This is a genomic window from Pseudoalteromonas sp. PAST1, assembly GCF_021532515.1.
GTDB lineage: Bacteria > Pseudomonadota > Gammaproteobacteria > Enterobacterales > Alteromonadaceae > Pseudoalteromonas > Pseudoalteromonas simplex.
Genome location: NZ_JAKGBH010000073.1, coordinates 1 through 15,206 on the forward strand (window position 1 = coordinate 1; position 15,206 = coordinate 15,206).

Genomic DNA, 15,206 nt, shown 5'->3' on the forward strand with positions numbered 1-15,206 from the left:
AGTAGTGAATTATTCGCACTGCTACTGCATAAGCTTTACCGTATCGTTATTCATAGCTCAACTCTCAGGCGGTGGTTGCCACAAGTCGGCATCGTCTGGCGTCGTGCGGCACCGACGCTGTATATCCGTAAGCGTCCGGCCAACCCCACCTAGCAACACCATTTTTTGTATTTGAAAATACCTTCAACTTTTTATTGGAGGTCATTATGAATTCACCCATCCCTAAACGTTGGCTAGAAATCCTAGCGCTTCGCTCATCATTTACTGGAACGAATGAAGCGTTTTGCAAACACCATCAAGTATCTATCAGCTCGTTTTATAAATATAAAAGCATGCAACAGGTGAAATCTTCAGGTGCATCACCTCAATTTGTCCGAGTTGAGCAACAAGCCCAACGCACACACGTCAGTATCACTGAGCAACCAACGATTAACTTTAATACGCGCACTGGCCAACTGACATTACCCACAACACTTAACTGTGATGCTATCGTCTCAATTATTAAAGGTCTATCAGCATGAATATGTTTGTTAATCCGCCCGAGATGTACTTATGTGCTGAGCATGTGGACTTTCGTAAATCCATCAATGGCCTTGCGGCGTTGGTGGAATGTGAGCTTGAATTACCCGTGCTATCGGGCGCGCTGTTTGTGTTTTGTAATAAAAAGCGCGACAAGTTAAAGCTTCTCTATTGGGATAAGACAGGCTTTGCATTGTGGTACAAGCGACTTGATAAGCACAGGTTTAAATGGCCTAAGCTTAAACGTGACACCATGACACTGAATGAGCAACAATTACATTGGCTATTATCAGGGTATGACGTTATTGGCCATGAAGAAATCAACGTCAGTCAGCACACAGTGACTTAATTACTTAGATCAATTGATATGATCATCAAGGTTTAAGTTATTAACCCTATTCATTGTGCATAAAAGCCGTAAAATAAACGGCATGAACGATGTATTTACCTTACAACAACGCATTGCTGAGCTTGAAAAACAGCTTAAATATGAGCGCGAAGTATCTATACAGAAAGATGCTAAAATCGCCTATTTATATGAGCAATTCCGTTTAGCCCAACAAAAGCAATTCGGCAAAAGTGCTGAAGGCTTTGTAGGGCAAGGTGAATTATTTAATGAAGTTGAAGAGATTGCTGAGAAAGCTGAGCCTGAGCAGCAAGGAATTAGCTACACCCGCAACAAGCCTAAACGCAAGCCACTGCCAAAAGACTTACCCCGTGAACAAGTTATCCACGACATAGCAGATAAAAGCTGTGCATGTTGCGGTGGTGAGTTACATAAAAATCGGTGAAGATACTGCTGAAAAGCTTGAGTTCATTCCAGCACACGTCAAAGTGATTGAACATATTCGCCCTAAATACGCCTGTCGTGAGTGTGAAAAATCAGGCACTGGGTCAACGATAAAGCAACAGCCTATGCCCGCCATGCCCATTAACAAAGGCGTTGCCACCGCGAGCTTACTTAGCCAACTCATCACCAGTAAATATCAATATGGTTTACCGCTTCATCGCCAAGAGAGCATGTTTAAGCAATACGGCATTGAGCTGAGCCGCAAAACCATGAGCGATTGGGTGATTAAGTCAGCAGCGCTGTTTACCCCGCTGGTTAAACGGTTAAATGAAGAATTACTCAAGCAACCACTCCTTAACGCTGATGAAACCACGGTCAATGTGGTGAAATCAGATAAAGTGAATAGTTACATGTGGGTGTACTGCTCAGGTGCTGACTCACCTAAACCCGACAGCCCCATCCCTAACATCGTGCTTTACGACTACCACACTAGTCGCGCAGCCGCCTGCGTGATGGATTATCTTGATGGCTATCAAGGGTACTTACATGTTGATGGTTATTAAGCTTATGAAAAGACACAGGCCAGTCTTGTGGGGTGCTGGGCGCACGCACGTCGGAAATTCATTGAAGCGAAAAAGCTGCAAGGGAAAAATAAGACAGGCAAAGCCGATGTGGTGCTCAGCTTAATACAAAAGCTGTATGGGATAGAGTCACGGTTGAAAGATAAATCAGCGGATGAGAGTTACCAGACTCGACAAGCACAGAGTAAACCGATACTCGATAAACTCAAACAGTGGCTTGAAAACATCAGCCAAACCTTGTTGGTAATAGTAAACTCATTGATGCCGCCAATTACATGGCAAACCAGTGGCCGAAACTCATTGAGTACATTAATGATGGGCGACTGAGTATCGACAACAACCGTGCAGAAAGAGCCATCAAACCGTTTGTGATAGGCCGTAAGAACTGGCTGTTTAGCCAAACAGCGACAGGTGCTAACGCAAGCGCGATACTTTACAGCATCATCGAAACAGCCAAAGCCAACGGCTTAGCGCCATACGATTACATCACCGCGTGTTTAGATGAGCTGTGCCAATCAACACCTGATATCGATAGTCTATTACCGTGGAATTTTAAAGGCTAGGCGGTGATCACCGGACGGATACGAAATTATAGTATCGAATGGGCAAACGTTTCCTTAATAAAAAACAAGTAAGCAGCAGGCATTTCTAGAGCATCAGCTTGTGCTCTCACTATTTTAAAACCTGAAACATGTATCCGTTTTCATTATTTGCTATTCTGAATTTGAATGTGTACTGTGGTTTTTAATTGCATTAAATACAGTTGTTTACTGGGTTTTTTGGTCGTATTTTTTATCCTGGTAACCACTGTGGTAACCATCTTGCTCTATAGCTTTTATCTACCGCTTTAATCGTTATCGATTAAAGCCTGCAGGTGGAGCTTTTGTTTCTTTGTATGTTTTTGTCACTCTGGTAAAAGCATGTGGATCTATATCCGCCATGTTTATCGATATTTGTCCTGCTCCATGAACATGAGATATAACTTTCTCATGCTGTTGTTTGTAAGGAGCTTGAATCGTTGAACCGCCGAATTCGCCAATATTGCAAATGACTACATGTTGATACATATGCCATTGAAGCGCAGCGGCCATATTATCAAAAGTCTTAACGTCAGTATTGTAGGCTGCGACTATAAAAAGGTCTGTTTTATCTCTTAGATCGGCAGTTAGCTTGATATCTGTAGCATCGTAGCAAATCGCTCCGGTCATTTTAAACGTTGCTTCACCATGACCATGCACTTCAAAAATATGTTGGCAAGGACGGTGTGGAGTCACTCCCATCTTATTTTCAAGTTTAGTCATATGTTCTTTACCCTGGTCACGAATAACCCACTGTCTACTACCATCTTTGTATGTAGGAATTAACCATCTAGCTAGGTTAACTAACTTGTCATCTTTATCTTGAAACACATACCCTGCAAATATAATTGCATTGGTTTTATCTGCGAGTCTTTTGAGTAGATCTTCATCATCAGGGTGTACAGATACTTCAGGGAAAACAATTAAATCGCAGTATGGTTTACTTGGAGATTCCTCAGCTTTTACTTTTGCCTCAAGTGTACGCAGTGTTAGCTTACAAATTGCCGCTAAATGTTCGCGATGAATAGCCCTCGCTTCTTTCGACTCTAGTCTTGCACCATGTAACTTAAATAGCTCAGAAGTTGGTTGGAGCTGCTGGACAGTTACAATTCGGAATGTGTTCCTTGTTTGCTCAGGACGATAGATTTCACTCGGGATCGTTGGTAGGTTTGAAGTTTGACAAACAAGCTCTTCTAATTGCTTGAGCCGATTTTGTATACAGTGTTTCAAGTCGTTTAAGTTTTCAATATTAGCAATTACCTGATTTCTGATATAACTAGACTCAAAACCAGGCCATTGTAAGCAGTGCATTAATAACTCGCTAGTCCATTGGCTAACAGTTGCATATTCTCCAATCAATGCCTCGGGTGAATGAAGCATTCCCATCCTTCTTTTATACCAACTGCTTCTTAGGCCTGAGTAAGTTACTGTGTTTGATTTTTTCCACCGAGTTCCTGTACAGTCAGCTCCTCCCAAGACTGCAGCACGCAATATACAGCCAATCCAGTATATTTTTTGGTGGTCTGTATACGATCCTGGTTCATTCACAATCCAGCTTGGGAGCTTGAATCGAGGATCACTTAAAGGGATTTTCAATTCTAACTTGTCAAATTGGGCTTGCCATAGGTATTTCCATGTACTGCCGCTTGTCAGCTTTACAGCTATGGAGCTGGGTGGCATTTCCATTAAATGGGTATCTTTTTGAACTTGCTCAATTAGCTTTAAAGCAAGCTTTAAAAGTGCATGCTCTACTTGGAACCCGTTATATTCGGATGATATAACCCTTGAGAGCTTCTGTGTCATAGACCTCAACTCAGCTTGATTATTTGGCTCTGCCCACTTTAAAGTATTGAGTAATGGTTTCTCTCCTTGCTTTTTTAATTGTTTCCAAAGAGCTAACCAGAAAGGGCCCCCTCGCTTTGCGTACAAAGTTAAGTTATTTTCGATAGATGCTTTGTGCTGTCGAATAAAGTCCAAGTAAAGTGAAGCGTAGGTTTCTGGACTGTCAGTAATCTGGCTCGCAACCTCAAATAATGCACACTTTTGTGGTTGGTATGAGGGAAGGTTATTAGCCAAGACCTTGTGTAACTCTAGGTGCATTAGGAGCAATGTATTTTTGCTTGTAAAAGGTGAAGGTTTGTTAACCACAGCAAGCAACATAAGTGCTTGTCTTGTTATAAAAGCTTTAGTGTTCAGTAGGCGTTTTGTTTTTTTCGCTAATACTTTTTGAGCGAAGCGCGATATCAGTTCAATTAAACGTCGTGGTTTTATTAACTCCGGGTAATCCACCCGTTGAAAGTATCCATTAAAGTCGCTTGCAGATCTAAATATATCAGCAAGAAGATAGTCCATCACACTCCTTGCAATTTTATTTTTATTTAAAGTGTCATTAAAACTGCTTCGCTCGAAAATAGCGCTCAGAATTGGTTCGAAGAGATCTGCGTCGGGGCAAATTTCCATTGCTTTGCGGAGAACTAAACCTAAAGAAGGGTCATTCATCCAAGCTAAAATTAACTTTTTAGCTAGAAGTTCATTTTCAGCTTCCTCTCTAAGAAAAGAAGCCCCTTCAAAGCTCGACATTCTTCGTTTGCTTCTCGCTATGGACTCCAAACGGTTCGCTGCAAAGCGTTTTAAAGTATCAGCCCGTACATCATGATCAAAGTTAACTAATTGAAGTAAATCAGAGTCAGGGGAGTCAGCTGCCAGTTCAGGTAAAGCATTGTCATTTATACCAAGTAAATTCTCCAGCACAGCCGTTACTGATTCAATCGAGTCTCGATCTACCGGTCCGCTTAGCTCCGACTGGATAGCCTGGACACGGTTAGACATACTACCCTCATTATCCAAATCTTGGAGCAATGTTAGCTTTGTCTTAGATTCGTTAACTTTAATCGAATTACCAGCATGCTCTTCTAATAGTTGATTTACAAATAAGCTAATAGCCTCTTTAATAACTTCTGGCTCAAGACTTTCAGCAGAGATAACAAGTCTTAGGTCATCTACATACCGACAATAGTCGTGCAGTACAATGCCTTTTTGCTGCGATATCTCATTGAAGATTTTGCTACCTAATACATTGTCGAATTCACACAGGTAAGCATTGGCGAAAAAGCCAGATGCAACAAGACCTTGAGGTAAACCAAGCTTTAATGCATCTTTTTTAAGCCCACTACTCTTTGCTAAATTTTGGCTATTACTGGTCCACTTCCATGAGGTAAGAGCCTCAAACTTGGTCCAAAACTCTCCATCGGTATTCGCATCTTGTTGCTGTACGATTTTTTTGAGTCGCTTGACTAGTTCAAGATTATCAATTGAGTTAAAGAATTGAGAAATGTCCAAATTAACAACATATACATCTTCGTTCATGCCTTTTGTTGTTACTACGTCTCGTCCTAGCTCTAAAGGGCGGGTTAAAAAGTTTTGGTAATCGGTAAAAAATTTTCGGTAGGTTTCACTATTTCCCCAACGGAACCACGCTTTACCATTTTCACGCCAATCACAAAGTAGGCGGTTACCATAACTGAATACCCCCGCCTTACGGGCTTCAATAAAGTTTAAGTCACATCTACCTTGATGTGTCTCTACGGCATCTGCAAGACATAGCATAGCTGCCGTAGCCCATGTTTGATCGCGTATGCTGATATGTGCGAGAGGGCGGAGAGGCACGTTGTCAGAGTTTTCATTTTTCCTTGTCCAGCCATCGCTACTAAAGTGCCATGCGTCGCTTTTTGCTGCAGGAACAAGTTCTAGTTCAGTCAGAGGTTCTTGTTTCTTTAGGCTCGCTGCCCACTTCGGTGCATTTTCTTCAATTGTTAATGCAGAAATATCAAGTGATAAGGTATCGGCATACCAGTTAAAAGAACGTATATAGGCATGAGTTTTCTTCCATGCTTGAGCAATAACAACGTCATCAGTTAAATAATCGACGGTTGGCGAAAGTGCTCTATATTTTTCATTTATTAATTTCATGGTATGTCCTTATTCTGCAATCAATAGGGTTTACTTTTTAACTCTTGCTTTTTTCTTAGGTTTTAGCTGTTCGCGCTCGGCTTTGATCTTTGCTAACAAGGCCTCTGCGGAGTTGTCGCCGCTGATAAGCTCAGGGTTTTTCTCGCGCCATTTGGCAGTAAGTTCACCACGGAATGCTTTTGCTAAGATTGATTGAGTGAGTTTGTTGACGCGCTCTTGGGCGGCGTTTACTTCAGCTTCGACTTTATCGGCATAGGCGAATAGCTGCTCGACACGACGGACGATTTCGGTTTGTTCTTTAATATTTGTGTATGGCGCAGGTAATTCTTTAATCCTTTTTAATGCTAATTTACCTTGAGCTCCAGATTTAATTTCTAAACGAATTAAATCTTGCAAAGGTTGTGACCTCAGCCAGTATGCCAAGAACTTGCTTACAATAGGCTTCTTAAAATCGGTTAACTTCGCTGCATTCTCAGTTAAATTTGCTCCATTACTTTCAGAAGGTATTACTCCGGCGTCCCCTATAGAAGCCCCGACTATTGTTATGTATAAATCGTTTTCACTTACCGTGTATCTACTAATCTGAGCCTGAACTTCTTTAGTTATATACAACTGTTTAGATCTGGCGTCATCTGTTTTGATTACAGTACCCTGTTTCAATTGGCCGGCTCGGATATAGGGAAATCCTGTATTATCTTCGATCAGTTGTTCTCCTTTGGGTAAACGTTTTCCACCTTTAACTTCGGCTAGCTTTCCTAAGGTTAACTCCTCCCAATGTATGCCATTTTTTAAGCGCCACTCTTCGGTCAATTGACCGCTGACGGCGGCGGCGAGGACGGATTGGCGGAAGCGTTTTAGGGTGTTGGGGACGGCGTCGAGACGCGCTTTAATGCTATCGACTTTCGCTAATAACTTATCCAGCTTTTCAGCAATGACTTTCTGCTCGGCGATTGGGGGTAGTGGGAAACTACAATCCTTGATTCTGAACAATGCCAGTTTGGGCTGACCACTTGATGTAGCTTTGTCTTTGAACTGTTCAATAGCTCCATTGCTATTAAGCACAAAGCTCAAATATGGATTTAGTACTCCTGTAACTTCGGCTATTTTAGCTGCATTTTCTGTTAAATTAGCCCCACTTAAGTGCTTGGGGATTGTTCCAACTAGACCTATCGTTCCCGCAATACTTATATATAAGTCCTTGTCAGAAATCGTATAATTTTTTATAGCATCATAAGTTTCATCATCTAAATACTTAAGGCTCTGCGTATTTACAGAAGCATTTTCAAAATCAGTAACTCTGATATATGGATGGTCAGTTGGTTCGTCAAGAAGCTTTTTCCCTTTTGGAAGACGTTTTCCACCTTTGACGTCAGCAACTGTCTCTATTGTCGTCATTGACCAACTAGCTGGAATAGATTGACCGAACATTCTTATACCTCACCCAACTCAGCCAATAACTCATCCAACTCCAGCAGCGCACTGGTCAATCCGTCTTTTGCTTCTTGTGCTAATACCTCTGGTACTGGTAAGTCGGCAGCATCAACACTGTTTTTGTCTTTTAGCCAACTGATGTCCAGTGAGTCGCCTTTGGTGTCACTAATCCACTGGCGGGTAAAACAGCGCCAGCGGCTATGTGCGAGTTTATTGTCAACGCCTTTATTTTCTGCGGTAGCTTCTTTATCTACGGCGATTTCTTCTGCACCAAAGCTGTATTCGCCTTGGGTTCGGGCTGCAAGTATAGTGGCTATATCTGGTTGTCGCGATAAATCACGATCAACAGGATCAAATGCTTTTTCAAATGCCCCGAGGTGTGGGTCTTTACCAAAATCTTGTTGTGTAAAACCAATATCGGAGTTACCAAAGGGGGTACGTTTACCAAAGCTCGGCATATTGGTACGTAAGTCATACACCCAGACGTTGTCGGTGCAGTTTTCTTCTTGGTGTTTGTCGGTGGCTGAACCTTTGGTAAAAAACAGTACGTTGGTTTTTACGCCTTGAGCATAAAAAATACCTGTTGGTAAACGCAATATGGTGTGTAGGTTACACTTGTGCATTAGGTCGCGGCGCACCTCGGTGCCAACACCCGCTTCAAACAATACGTTATCAGGCAGCACTACGGCAGCACGGCCGCCAGGTTTGAGGTTGCGGTAAATATGCTGTAAAAATGCCAGTTGTTTGTTGCCTGTTTTGTGCGTTAAATCGTCACGAGTATTGCTGGCTTCACCGCCTTTACTAGTACCAAATGGCGGGTTGGCTAAAATGATGTCTGCGCTTTCAAGTGCTTTACCTGCATCACCAAGTGCATTGCCTAAATGCACCACGCCTTCGTCGTCGCCTTCCATACCATGGAGTAAACAATTCATCAGTGCTAAGCGGCGGGTGTTGGGTACAAGCTCAATGCCTACAAAGGCTTTATTCTTTTGGTATTCGGCGTCTTTGGGGCTTAAATCGAAATAGTCGTCGGTTTGCTCGCGCATGTATTGATCGGCTGTCACCAAGAATCCTGCGGTGCCTGCTGCGGGGTCTTGGATTACTTCGCCTGTTTGGGGCTTGATGCAACGTACCATTGAGTTTATGAGCGCACGTGGTGTAAAGTACTGTCCCGCGCCAGATTTAGTCTCGCTGGCGTTTTTCTCTAATAAACCTTCATATAAGTCACCAAGGCCGTCTTTTTGCGCACTAAACCAGTCAATTTGATCTAGGGTTTTAATCATTTGCTCTAAATGGCGCGGCTCACGCAGGCGGGTTTGTGCATCGGCATAAATAGCGCTGATCAATGGGTCTTCGTGTACCTGAACCTCTTTAGTTTGACCTGGGTTTTCTGGGTCTGCTTCAAGGCGTTTACCCGTTGAAAGCGCGAACAAAATGGCTTTGTAATCATTAAGTAAGTTGATACCTGATTTTTCGTTAATGTCTTGCCAACGGCAGCCCTCTGGCAGCGGGTGTTTTTTTAACACGCCTGCTTCGGTGTTTTCGTGAACCATTTTAATAAAAAGAAGCAGTACCAGTTCTGTTACATAGTCGCTGTAGTTAATGCCGTCGTCACGTAATATGTCACATAAGTTCCAAAGCTTTTGTACAATGTCGTTATTGGTCATGATGTTCTCAAAATTAGTAATAGGGTGTTAGCCGTGGGCAACCAGTAGGGCGCACAAAGGCTCGTTAATGTAGTAATTAGCACGGCCTACTTTTTGTTTAGTTAAAAAGCCGTGTTCCACCAGTTGTTCCAAATACTTGGTGGCGGTAATACGAGTGACACCGAGCTCTTCAACAATAAAGTCTATTTTGGTGTAGGGGTGGTTAAATAGGTTGTTGAGTAAATCTTGGCTATAAATTTTAGGAAGCTGCGCTCTAATGCCGTGCTTTGCTTCTGCCATAAGGTGTTTCATGGCGGTGATAAGTGAAATAGTGTTTTGCGCGGTATCAATGACACCATCAAGCATGAACTCTAACCACGGCTCCCAGTTGCCGGTATCGCGCACTGCTTGTAGGTTAGCGTAGTAATCGGCTTTGTTCTGAATTACAAATCGGCTCAGGTAAAGTACAGGCAAGTTTAGTAAATCTTTGGTGACCAAATATAAAATATTTAAAATACGCCCTGTACGGCCGTTGCCATCGTAAAAGGGATGAATACTTTCAAATTGGTGATGAATAATAGCCATTTTTACCAGAGGGTCGGCATCGCATAGTTCATCGTTGTTGATAAACTGCACAAGGTTATCCATTAGCTTTGTAATTTCATCAGCGTGCTGTGGTGGCGTGTAAACCACTTCACCAGTGCGTGCGTTTTTTAGGTCAGTACCAGGGAGCTTTCGTAAACCTGCATCGTTATGTTCTAGGTTTTTTTGTATTGCGAGTATGTCATCAAGACGAATAAGTTTGCTTTTACGCGCTGTTTCGAACCCTTGCTTTAAAGCAACGGCATAATCTTGTACTTCTTTAGTTGCGGGGTTAGTGACCGCTTCTTCAAACAGGTTCGCTTTATAGAGCTCATCGTGTGTTGTTACGATGTTTTCCACCTCAGAGCTGTCTTTTGCTTCTTGTAGGGCGAGTGTGTTAATCAATATGGCTTCATTAGGTATGCTGGCTGCAACGCCTTTTAACTCAGCTAAATGGCGATGGGCAGTGGCGGTTTTTTTTAAAACAGCGCGGGTTTCCCACTGTTCAATATTCGCAAGCGGTAACGGTTCTATAGTGGTCGACATAGATAGCTTTTATCCTTTTTTATACATGTCAGCGTTGTTATGTATAAATTTTTCATAAAATTATACATAACCTATATAACATGTATAGTAATTCCATTTATTTATATACGTTACTTTATGCGCTCTTAATAGGCCAAATAGCTTCACTTATTTCACCAAGTACAGTATCTAATTGATTATTAAGCACCTTGTCAAATTGCTTCGCGCCACCGTGCTGATCAAAGCGGTTATTAACAAACTCTCTGTCGACGATAACTTCATGCACAAGTTGTTTGGCAAGGCGCTCTAACCATTTGCGCTGATTAGGTGTCCATGAATGTGCTTGGTATATACGTAACATTGCTTGAGCAACACGTTGTTCAAAGGGGATAAGAGGTTCACCTAAGGCAGCACGCCGAATGTGTCCAACAATACTTGCTGCTATATCTTGATTGGTTTGATTACGTACCGCGCTTTGTAAATTCGCCTCTGAGAAGCCTGCACCATCAAGTAATAGTTTTACTTCAGTTAATTGCTCACGAGAAAGGTCGCGTGGTTTACTTACCACAGTCGCAAGGGCTATGTTTTGGTTTAACTGCTCTTTAACGAATTGATTAAAGCTCTCTAGGTAATCCTCTGGTTTTTTGTGTGTGCCCCAGCTTTGTGTTCTTTCACGTATTTCATCATGATGTTCAGAGATAACGGGCTGGTGTTCACTGCCCAATAAAGTATTGACCTGTGCAAGCTGGTGGATTAAACCACTATGTTCGGTGATAAAGTTTGCAGCTTGTTTTGGCCCTAGTTGGTGTAAATGGGTATGAAGGTTTTTAGGCTCTACTCCCCATAAGCTTTCAAGCTCGTTCAGTTTTTGTTTAAGTTCAGGCTTTGCTTCTGCCTTTTTTTCTGCCTTACGTAAAACCCGCATGACTTTTTGGCTTAACTGACTGAGTACAACGTCGGCGTGACTTTCTTGTGGTGAGTCGCCAGGTGTATTTAGAGCTTGTTCTAACAGCTCTGGATTAGTGATTTCATCCACCAACAGTTCTAGAGTTATATTAGGGTCTTTAACCAAAGGCTTCATGGTGTTTACTTCAGCCAAAGCTGAATAAATATCGACAGGGTCGTAGATACGGAATACGGTTTTACCTATTTCATCACAGCGGCGAGTAGCACGGCCGATCATTTGCTCGTATAAAATGCGTGATTTTACTCGGCGCATGAAAACAAGATTACAGACTTTAGGCACGTCAATACCTGTAGTGAGCAAGTCTACGGTTATTGCAATGTTAGGGTAGCGTTCGTTCTTAAACAGTCTAATTCTCTGGTCGACTTTATCAGAGTCTCCTTTAATAACTTCTACAGCCGCTTGGTTATACTCACCGTTATATAGGTCTTTAAATGCATCATCAAGTAATCGCTTCATCATATCGGCATGAAGGCCGTTTTGTGAGGGGGCACAAAATATAATGGTTTTTTCATCACCAAAGGGATCGAGTTCTTGAACAAGTTGTTCGCAAATGACTTTGTTGAAGTTCTCGTTAATAACCTTGCGGTTGAATGCATTAATCTCGAAATCAAGCTCATCATCCAGGTCTGCAGATTCAATTTCCCCCGTATGAGTATTAATTGATTGGACTTTATCACCTTTATCAAAGTGAATGCCATTTTGGCTTAGTAAGGTCTCATAACGGATAGGTGATTCATGATCGATAAGCCAATCTTCAGCAACAGCCTCACGGTAAGAATAGGTGTACACAGGTTTGCCAAAAATTTCACTGGTGTGCTTGGCTGGGGTTGCTGTGAGCGCTATTTTCACAGCATCGAAGTAATCGAGTACGCGTCGGTAACTAGATAAATATTGGCTAGCGTCCCGTGTAGCAAGTTCGCCCTCTGTCATTTCTTGATCAAGTGTGTAACCTCGGTGTGCTTCGTCGATAATGATACAGTCAAATTGATCGAGCGGAGGAGGGTTATCACTCATAAATATGCGTTTAACCATTGCTTGCACGGTAGCAACTTGTACGCGCGTTTCAGCCTCTGCACCCATATCACCAAGTTCTGCGACATTATAAATCTTTGAAAGAGTATGATTTTGCTCTAGTGGTGCTTCGTTAAAGGCATCGAGCGCTTGTTGGCCTAGTGCGGTTCTATCAACTAAAAATAAAATGCGTTTAAAGCGTTCTGCTTTTAAAAAACGGTACATTAAACCGATGATTGTGCGGGTTTTACCAGTACCCGTAGCCATTGCAAGTAATGCTCGCCGTTCGTTATTTGCAAGTGCATGCTCAACGGCACTAATTGCATTTTTTTGGTATTCCCTAAGCTTTAAGTAGCCAAATGGCTCTTTATCTAATTTTTTTTGTGCTTCGCTTTTGCTGCGCTTGAGAGTATCGAGTAGACCTGTTGGCGTGTGGAATTTACTTAAATCTCGTTTTGTATTTGAGCACTCCCGTACATCACGAAACCAAATACCAGATTGTTCAGCGAGTTGTTTTACATGAGGGCGACCGTTACAAGAATACACAAACGGGACTTTATAATGGTCTTCGGCCTCATCTGGCCATGCTATGGTCAAACCTTGCAATTCCCAAGCGGGTAGTAGCGGGGGATTGACTGTTAGCCCTTTGCTGTATCGCTCAGCTTGACGAATTTTACCTGCAACATTGGTATTTTCTTTCTTTGCTTCAACCACGGCTATGGGTGTTAAACCTGCAAATAATACGTAATCAGCTCTGCCGCGTTCGCCATTGTGTTGTGTTGGCCACTCAGCAATTGCGATATTTTTACCTTTTTCAGGACGAATGCCGTTTTTATAAGTAAGCTCTTCACTATCAGCCTGCCAACCTGCTTCTGTTAATTGCTGATCTATTAAAATACGAGTTAACGCTTCGTCGAGTACGATATGTTTAGTTGCTGCTTGAGTGTTATTGTTTAGCTTTTCACGTTGGTTAGCTTTTGACTTTTCATCTTGTGAAGCTAGCTGTATTTGCAGTGCCTTTATTTTGGCTTCGTACTCTTTTTGTTGTTGCTGCAATGCTTGTTCATGAGAGGCCGCTTGTTGCGCTAAAAATTTAGACTCTTCGTCCATTTCATACGCTAACTGCTCATATTCATGCTTTTCTTTGGCGATTAACTCATTCAGCTGGTGGCTTGAATTTAAATCAAGATTTGCTTTTTGTAGGTCAGTCTTTAAGTTAGCAATTTCACTTTGAAGTTTACGTAACTGTTCACTCGGATCTGAAGGCGCAATAAATGGCCCAGGCTTAAACTTTGGGCCAGCTTTACCAAATGACTGGTGAAACCAAATTGCTAATTTACGGGCAACTACTAAGCCGTTAATTGCTTCTTTATGCTTTGTTTTAAATTGGTGGGTTGCTTTATTACCTTCAACCCTAAGAGTGCGGAATAACTCTCGTACAACATTTTCTAATTGTAATTCACGATTAATTTTGTATAAAAGGTCAGCTTGTGTTGTTTGTTCATCAAACTCAATACCAGCCAATGCAGCAATATGTTGTGCTAATGCTTCGCCTAGCTGACGTAGTTTTATTAATGTGGTATTTGGATCACTGGCGAAAGAGCGCTCAGCGGATAAAGCAAGCTCAGTGAATAATGGATCATGTTCAGCTAAAAACCCAAAATTTCCATTAGACGCAGACATTCATAAACTCCATTTAAATGATAAACAACAAGCCAAGTATATGAGATATAAAGGTTCACAAGCCCTGTTGCCTGAATATTGAATACATTATCACTAATAGACGGATTTTCAACTTTCTTATGATTAGTGTGTTTTACAAAAATACATAGAGAAAATTAAATTTACACTCTTTCCCCCCCACCACAGCGCCAATTTTGTTTGGCATTATTCTCTCTGTTGTTAGGAGCACCTAACAATAAACCTATTTAGGAGAAATATAATGACGAAGAAAGAAACTCCAATGACTACCGATGCTTTGGCCCGTATTCAAAGAAATGAAGCTAAGCAAAATGGTGGCGGCGTTGATTCTAATGGTTTTGCTGCTCGCGCAGCTAGAGCCGCAAACAAAAACCAACAAGGGAAAAAATAAAATGGCCCAACATGATGATGACAACCGTTCACAGCAGCTAAACCCTGAGCATGACGCTTATTGGCAAAGCCGAGGTGAAGATGAGCGCCCTGAAGACTGGGAAGAGCGCTTAGACGATTAATTGCAAAAGCTAAGGCCGTCTAATTTTGAAGTTAGATGGCCGAATTCTCGCGTTCTGAATAGTACTTAAAGTAAGCAGGGTATTGCCCAATAATCTCATTGAAAATAGGAATAAGTTTTTCGCTTTCAGTTTGTTCAAAACATACTTGTATTTTTGTGTCTATCCCTCGACTAATCCTGAAGTACACAAGTAATGCTGAAGAATCTAAATCACATAATTTCTCGCAAATTGCACTTACAAACCTTTCTAACTTTAGAAAAGAAGGTAAGCCCGAATTCAGATAATAAGTGCACCACTCATGGTTAAACGGTGAGAAGAGATCAACTGCCTGTTGGTGGTACTCTATCGTCGCCAAACAAACAGAAGCATTTACCATGAGTTACAAGCAGTTGAT

8 protein-coding genes and 2 pseudogenes are annotated in these 15,206 nt (G+C 41.9%); 5 read left to right on the plus strand and 5 right to left on the minus strand.

Annotated features, from left to right (window positions below):
* The 4 genes and pseudogenes from L1272_RS21360 to tnpC form a co-directional block, all read left to right on the plus strand.
* Window positions 1-129 (plus strand): annotated as a pseudogene (locus L1272_RS21360) (IS630 family transposase); the annotation flags it as partial.
* A 77-nt stretch (window positions 130-206) separates the two neighbouring features.
* Entirely contained in the window at window positions 207-521 is a 315-nt protein-coding gene (gene tnpA, locus L1272_RS21365) for an IS66 family insertion sequence element accessory protein TnpA (protein ID WP_055022322.1), read from the plus strand.
* Window positions 518-868, plus strand: a complete 351-nt coding sequence (tnpB, locus tag L1272_RS21370) for an IS66 family insertion sequence element accessory protein TnpB (protein WP_063528020.1) — start codon at window positions 518-520, stop codon at window positions 866-868. The genes tnpA and tnpB overlap by 4 nt, the downstream gene beginning before the upstream one ends.
* Before the next feature lie 82 nt (window positions 869-950).
* Window positions 951-2,453 (plus strand): annotated as a pseudogene (tnpC, locus tag L1272_RS21375) (IS66 family transposase).
* 291 nt (window positions 2,454-2,744) lie between these two features.
* Here the strand turns inward: tnpC and L1272_RS21380 are convergent.
* The 5 genes from L1272_RS21380 to hsdR all read right to left on the minus strand — a co-directional run bounded on the left by L1272_RS21380 (window position 2,745) and on the right by hsdR (window position 14,282).
* Window positions 2,745-6,437, minus strand: coding sequence for a reverse transcriptase domain-containing protein (locus L1272_RS21380; protein WP_063528021.1), 3,693 nt, complete (start codon window positions 6,435-6,437; stop codon window positions 2,745-2,747).
* A gap of 30 nt (window positions 6,438-6,467) precedes the next feature.
* Window positions 6,468-7,865 (minus strand): restriction endonuclease subunit S, encoded by a 1,398-nt coding sequence (locus L1272_RS21385; protein WP_138558438.1) that lies wholly within the window; start codon window positions 7,863-7,865, stop codon window positions 6,468-6,470.
* Window positions 7,866-7,867: 2 nt separating this feature from the next.
* Window positions 7,868-9,535 carry a class I SAM-dependent DNA methyltransferase gene (locus tag L1272_RS21390; protein ID WP_063529395.1) on the minus strand — a complete coding sequence of 556 codons (1,668 nt, stop codon included), beginning with the start codon at window positions 9,533-9,535 and terminating at the stop codon, window positions 7,868-7,870.
* A gap of 27 nt (window positions 9,536-9,562) precedes the next feature.
* Window positions 9,563-10,642 carry a Fic family protein gene (locus L1272_RS21395; protein ID WP_063529394.1) on the minus strand — a complete coding sequence of 360 codons (1,080 nt, stop codon included), beginning with the start codon at window positions 10,640-10,642 and terminating at the stop codon, window positions 9,563-9,565.
* A 115-nt stretch (window positions 10,643-10,757) separates the two neighbouring features.
* Complete coding sequence (gene hsdR / locus L1272_RS21400; protein ID WP_235374239.1) at window positions 10,758-14,282, minus strand: type I restriction-modification system endonuclease; 3,525 nt, start codon at window positions 14,280-14,282, stop codon at window positions 10,758-10,760.
* Window positions 14,283-14,541: 259 nt separating this feature from the next.
* Here hsdR and L1272_RS21405 point away from each other — a divergent pair, with 259 nt between their 5' ends.
* Window positions 14,542-14,691, plus strand: coding sequence for a hypothetical protein (locus L1272_RS21405; protein WP_167330986.1), 150 nt, complete (start codon window positions 14,542-14,544; stop codon window positions 14,689-14,691).
* The last annotated feature ends 515 nt before the right edge of the window (window positions 14,692-15,206 follow it).